The sequence below is a fragment of the uncultured Aurantimicrobium sp. genome, from assembly GCF_936931525.1.
GTDB lineage: Bacteria > Actinomycetota > Actinomycetes > Actinomycetales > Microbacteriaceae > Aurantimicrobium.
Genome location: NZ_CAKZII010000082.1, coordinates 1 through 5,349, shown reverse-complemented (window position 1 = coordinate 5,349; position 5,349 = coordinate 1). Strand labels below are relative to the sequence as shown.

At 56.2% G+C, this 5,349-nt stretch carries 6 protein-coding genes and 1 pseudogene; 4 read left to right on the top strand and 3 right to left on the bottom strand.

The genetic code is table 11. The features are described from left to right. Positions 1-333 (top strand): 2-oxo acid dehydrogenase subunit E2 (locus tag Q0362_RS03745; RefSeq protein WP_298119907.1); only part of this gene is annotated, 333 nt, incomplete at its 5' end. Here Q0362_RS03745 and Q0362_RS03740 read toward each other — a convergent pair. From Q0362_RS03740 to Q0362_RS03730, 3 genes are read right to left on the bottom strand one after another with little or no spacing between them, the layout of a single operon-like run. Beyond that, positions 330-965: a LysE family translocator gene (locus Q0362_RS03740; protein ID WP_298119905.1), complete on the bottom strand. Its 636-nt coding sequence runs from the start codon at positions 963-965 to the stop codon at positions 330-332. The genes Q0362_RS03745 and Q0362_RS03740 overlap by 4 nt on opposite strands. Positions 966-977: 12 nt before the next feature. Beyond that, the gene (locus tag Q0362_RS03735; RefSeq protein ID WP_298119903.1) at positions 978-2,558 is read right to left on the bottom strand and encodes an NAD(P)/FAD-dependent oxidoreductase; all 1,581 of its coding nucleotides are present in this window, start codon (positions 2,556-2,558) and stop codon (positions 978-980) included. A 33-nt stretch (positions 2,559-2,591) separates the two neighbouring features. Next, a complete protein-coding gene (locus Q0362_RS03730; protein WP_110232594.1) occupies positions 2,592-3,023 on the bottom strand; it encodes an Lrp/AsnC family transcriptional regulator in 432 nt (143 codons plus the stop codon). A 24-nt stretch (positions 3,024-3,047) separates the two neighbouring features. Here Q0362_RS03730 and Q0362_RS03725 point away from each other — a divergent pair, with 24 nt between their 5' ends. The 3 genes and pseudogenes from Q0362_RS03725 to Q0362_RS03715 form a co-directional block, all read left to right on the top strand. Then, positions 3,048-4,331, top strand: coding sequence for a MurT ligase domain-containing protein (locus Q0362_RS03725; protein ID WP_298119900.1), 1,284 nt, complete (start codon positions 3,048-3,050; stop codon positions 4,329-4,331). Beyond that, positions 4,328-5,053: a type 1 glutamine amidotransferase gene (locus Q0362_RS03720; protein ID WP_298119898.1), complete on the top strand. Its 726-nt coding sequence runs from the start codon at positions 4,328-4,330 to the stop codon at positions 5,051-5,053. Before Q0362_RS03725 ends, Q0362_RS03720 begins: the two co-directional genes overlap by 4 nt. A 4-nt stretch (positions 5,054-5,057) precedes the next feature. After that, positions 5,058-5,349, top strand: a pseudogene (locus tag Q0362_RS03715) (MFS transporter); the annotation flags it as partial.

The following is a 5,349-nucleotide window of genomic DNA, read 5'->3' as shown; positions in this document are numbered from 1 at the left end:
GAGTTGGCACAGTCTCTCGAACAGCTCACCTTGAATGCACGTGACGGCAAAACCTCACCAGCAGACATGGCTGGCGGAACCATCACGGTCACCAACATTGGTGTGTTTGGTATGGACACCGGAACACCCATCTTGAACCCCGGTGAAGTGGGCATCTTGGCACTGGGAACCATCAAGCAGAAGCCCTGGGTTGTTGACGGAGAAGTTCGTCCACGTTTCGTCACCACATTGGGTGCCAGCTTTGACCACCGTGTTGTTGATGGTGACGTGGCCAGCCGTTTCTTGGCTGACGTGGCCAGCGTGGTTGAAGAACCCGCTCTTCTGCTCGACTAGAGAGAGTCGAAGAAGGCCACCCAGATGGCCAGTCCGATAATCAGGATGCCACCGGTTCCTTGAACAATTCCAATTCTCTTGGGATCACGGGCAAACCAGTCACGAGCTAAACCGGCACCAATCGCATACATTGAATCGCTGAGCGTCCCAATGATTTCAAAGATGATGCCCAAAATCAGCAACTGCAACATCACATTGCCCTGCTTCACATCCACAAAGCCGGGAAGTACGGCGGTGAAGAACACCATGGTTTTGGGATTGCTTAAGCCAACAAGGAAGCCTTGTCGCAGGGTTTTCCATCTGGATTGAGGGGAGCCACCTGTTTCAACATCGAAACCGTGGTCATTGCGGTGCCGGAAAGCTTGAACGCCCAAATAGGCCAAATAGGCAGCCCCGGCGTATTTGATTCCATAAAACAGGATGGGCGAACTGGCAACAATCGCACCAAGGCCCAGAACTACTGCAAGGAGCCAGACGAAGGTTCCCAGCGAATTACCCACCACGGTGAGAACACCGGCGCCCTTGCCCAGGGCAAGCGAGCGCCCAACCGCAAACATCACGGAAGGGCCCGGAATCAAAATGATTACAAGCGCCGCGATGCTGAACGCGATCAGGTTCTCAATGGGAGGCATGGCGGGAAGTTCTTAACTTTCGAGGACAGCCATAGCGGCGTTGTGGCCACCAATGCCGGAGACAGCACCACCGCGACGAGCACCCGAACCACAAAGTAGAACACCTGGGTAGTCAGTTGCCACGCCCCAACGCTTCGCGGGTGTGGACAGGTCATCGCCATCTTCGACCCAAGGCCACGACAGAAGACCGTGGAAGATGTTTCCACCGGTCATGTTGAGAGCGTCTTCGAGATCGAGTGTGGTCTTGGTCTCCACACAGAAATCACCGTTGGCGTCACGCATGAGGACGTCTTCGATGGGTTCTGCCAGAACGCTGTTGAGTGAACGCAACACGGCAGCCTGAAGCTCCGCCCGAACAGCATCGTTGTTCTCGCGGTTCACCAGCGAGTGAGGTGCGTGGATGCCAAACACAGTCAGGGTCTGAGCACCCGAAGCACGAAGCTCTGGGCCCAAGATGCTGGGGTCGCTGAGAGAGTGGCAGTAAATCTCACAAGGAAGCGTTGAAGGAACCTTGCCCGATGCTGCTTCATCGAAAGCAACCTGCAGCTGCGAGTACTTCTCGTTGATGTGGAATGTCCCACCGAAAGCCTGTTCAGGAGTGACATTAGGGTCCGCCAGCTTGGGCAGACGCTTGAGCAACAGGTTTACCTTGACCTGAGCGCCCTCAGGTCGAGCCGAAGGCTCGGGTGTTTCACCCAAGAGTTCAGAAAGAACCCAAGGTGAGACGTTGGAAAGAACCCAAGGAGTTGTCACCTCGGTAGCAACGCCATCCTTGCTATAGAAAACGGAGGCGGCTTCGCCGGCCTTCTCGGCAGGAGCGATAGCGGTGACTTCAGCTTCGGTTACAAGTTCTGCGCCGGCTTCACGGGCAGCGCGAGCGATCTCACCCGAAACAGCGCCCATGCCACCGGTGGGAACATCCCAGTCACCGGTGGTGCCACCAATGACGTGATACAGGAAGCAGCGGTTTTGATCCAAGCTCGCATCATGTGGAGCAGAGAAGGTTCCGATGATGCCGTCGGTGTAGGCAACACCACGGGCGATCTCACCCTGGATGTCGCGTTCAATGACTTCACCCAAGGGACGCTCAATGAATTCGTCCCACACTGCATCGTTTCCAACGATGGCCTTAGCTTCAGAACGGGTCACGAGAGGTTCAGTCACCGATGGCCAGAGTGCCTGGGCCAAGGTAATGGTCTTGGCATAGAACTTCTCAAAGCCAGCAGCGTCTTCTGCTTCGCCAATACGAGAGAAAGAGGACGCAGTGGCAGCAGAGTCCTGGTTGTCCACGAGCAGACCCACTTCAGGGTTGCCAGGCACGGGAGTGTAGGAAGAGTAGCGGCGACGAATGAGCTTCACGTCGAGACCGAGGTCTTCGATGATCTTCTGGGGCAAAAGGCTGACCAGGTAGCTATAACGAGACAGGCGGGCATCAACACCCTCAAATGCCTGGGCAGAAATAGCAGCACCACCGAGGTGGTCGCTCTTCTCCAGCACGAGGACAGACCGGCCAGTCTTAGCGAGATATGCAGCGGCAGTCAGACCGTTGTGACCACCACCGACGATGACGACGTCGTAGGCTTCTTTGCTCATATTCCCAGCCTAGTGGGGACGTTCGGGGGCGAACTATTGGCGATAAATCAAACGCGACATCACGATAGAAGTTCTCGTGTGGTCAACATTGGGTGCATTGCGAACTGCCTCGAGCGCATCTTCTAAGCTGGCGATGTTGTGGCTGCGCATGTGAACAATCGCATCGGCACTTCCTGACACAGTTCCAGCATCCACGACGTCAGGAACTCCTTCTAACAGGCGACGAAGTTCATCCGGTGCAACAGTGCCACGGCAGAATAACTCAACATAGGCTTCCGTCTCCAAGCCCTCCACGGAGGGGTCAACGTGGATGGTGAAACCACGAATCACGCCGTCTGCCATCAGGCGGTCAACACGACGTTTCACTGCTGAAGCAGAGAGCCCGATGACTCCACCGATGTCTCCATAGGCGGCTCGAGAATTCTGACGCAGTTGATCAATGATGCGACGGTCCAAGTTGTCCATGACATGAGCTTATAAAGTGGAGACGTGAATACGCCCCTGCGAACCCGTCTGGCGATTTCTGCGGGCAAACTCGCAGCCGCCGCATCGAGGTTGGCTGGCCGTGGCGAAGGCATGATTATTGGCGGCACCGTCGCCCTCAAGATTTCTCCTCACGCGCTCGAAGACTTGGCTCAGGGCCGTGTAGCCGCTCTCGTTTCTGCCACAAATGGCAAAACCTCCACTACTCGTCTCCTTGCCACCGCAATGAGTCAAGGTGGACCGATCGCTTCTCCCACCACTGGCGCCAATATGACTGAAGGCGCTGTCTGGGCTTTGGCCACAGGTGCACCTGGTGCTCAGGCTGTTCTTGAAGTGGACGAGGCATATTTGCCTCGCATTGTGAAAGAGACAAGGCCCAAGGTTGTCCTTCTGGCTAACCTCAGCCGTGACCAGCTCGACCGCATGAGCGAAGTGGCGATGCTTGCTCGCAAGTGGCGCAAGATGATTGCAGAGAACCCTGAAGTTCTCATCATCGCCAACGCAGATGACCCCATCGTGGTTTTTGCTGCCGAGAAGGCCAAGAAGATTGTCTGGGTTGGTGCCGGTCAGGCGTGGACTGCTGACTCCTCGGTCTGCCCAGAGTGCGGAACGTTGTTGTCGCGTGATGAAAAGACCTGGAGCTGCTCGGGCTGTGGTCGCACACGTCCAACTCCATCATGGAACTTTGAGTGGAAAGCGACCAAGGGCAAGACGTCCGCAACTGCGGTTTCTCCTTCCGGAGAAAAGTTCGACCTCTCTCACTTGAGTCTTCCTGGTCGCTTTAATGCATCCAATGCCACCATGGCTTTGGCTGCGTGTAGTGAGCTCGGATACAACCTGCCCAAAGCAGTGGAGCTCATGTCCACGGTCTCTGCCGTCTCCGGCCGTTACGCCATTGTTCAGTCAGGTGCGCTCAAGGTGCGCTTGCTTCTGGCTAAGAACCCTGCTGGCTGGAGCGAACTGCTCGACATCATGCCGCCAGCACCCACACCTGTGATTGTGATGATCAACTCCAACCATGCGGATGGCCGTGATCCTTCGTGGTTGTGGGACGTTCCCTTTGAACGTCTTGCTGGTCGCACCGTGATTGCCTCGGGCAATCGCCGGCGTGACCTCGCTGTTCGATTGCTCCATGCCGGCGTGGACTGCGTTGTGGTCGAGGACCCCTTTGCGCCAGACGCAGAATTGCCTGAGAGTGTGCGCAAACTCGACGTGATTGACTGCGCTGCGACGTATACGGCGTTCCAGAAGATCCGTGTCGGTGCTCTTGAAGGAGAGGTGGACGCATGAGCAAGACTGTGAAGATTGCCTCCATCTATCCCACCTTGTTGGGTACATATGGTGATGGCGGAAATGTGGCTGCGCTGCGCCACATTGCTGCACTGCATGGCATCTCTGTGTCAGTAGACGAGGTTTCGCCCGGACAGAAGGTTCCCGCTAACGCAGATATTTATGTCTTAGGTGGCGGCGAAGACACCGCTCAGTCAGCAGCTGCTGCAGCTCTGCACAGCAGTGGCGCGCTCGCCGAGGGTGTGAAGAACGGCGCTGCTGTTCTTTCTATCTGTGCCGGGTATCAAATCTTGGGCCACACTTTCCTCGACGCTGAGGGCAAGCCTTCTGCAGGCCTGGGCTTACTTGATGTCACCACGGATCGCTTAGAGAAGCGTGCAGTGGGAGAACTTATTGCTCATCCTTTGTCTACAAGTCCGGCCGAGATCACGGCTGTCTTGACTGGTTATGAAAACCACGGCGGCTTCACTCACCTAGGTAACGGTGTTGAACCCTTTGCTTCTGTCACCTCGGGAATAGGTAATGGTGACGGGAAAACGGAAGGCGCCATCAACGGTCGTGTCATTGGCACCTACCTCCATGGACCCTGCTTGGTTCGAAACCCCCAGGTTGCTGAACAACTTCTGAGCTGGGCAATTGGCCGTAAGCTCGAACACATCGTCGAGGCAGAAGTGGAGGCGCTTCGCCAAGAACGCCTGAACTTTGTCACTAAGAATAGGTAGCTCTATGTCTACAACAACGGCAGATCAGCCCGTGAAGACTTTCTTCGGTCAGCCTCGTCAGCTCACCACCATCTTTGGTGTGGAGATGTGGGAGCGCTTCTCCTTCTACGGCATGCAGGGCATCCTGCTCCTGTACATGTTCTACCCCGTGGCCAAGGGTGGCCTGGGTATCGACATCAAGGTCGCCACCGGCATCGTGGGTGCATACGGTGGCGGCGTTTATCTCGCAACCATTCTGGGTGCTTGGCTTGCTGACCGCTTGTTCGGTAGCGAGCGCGTGCTGTTCTATGCCGCCA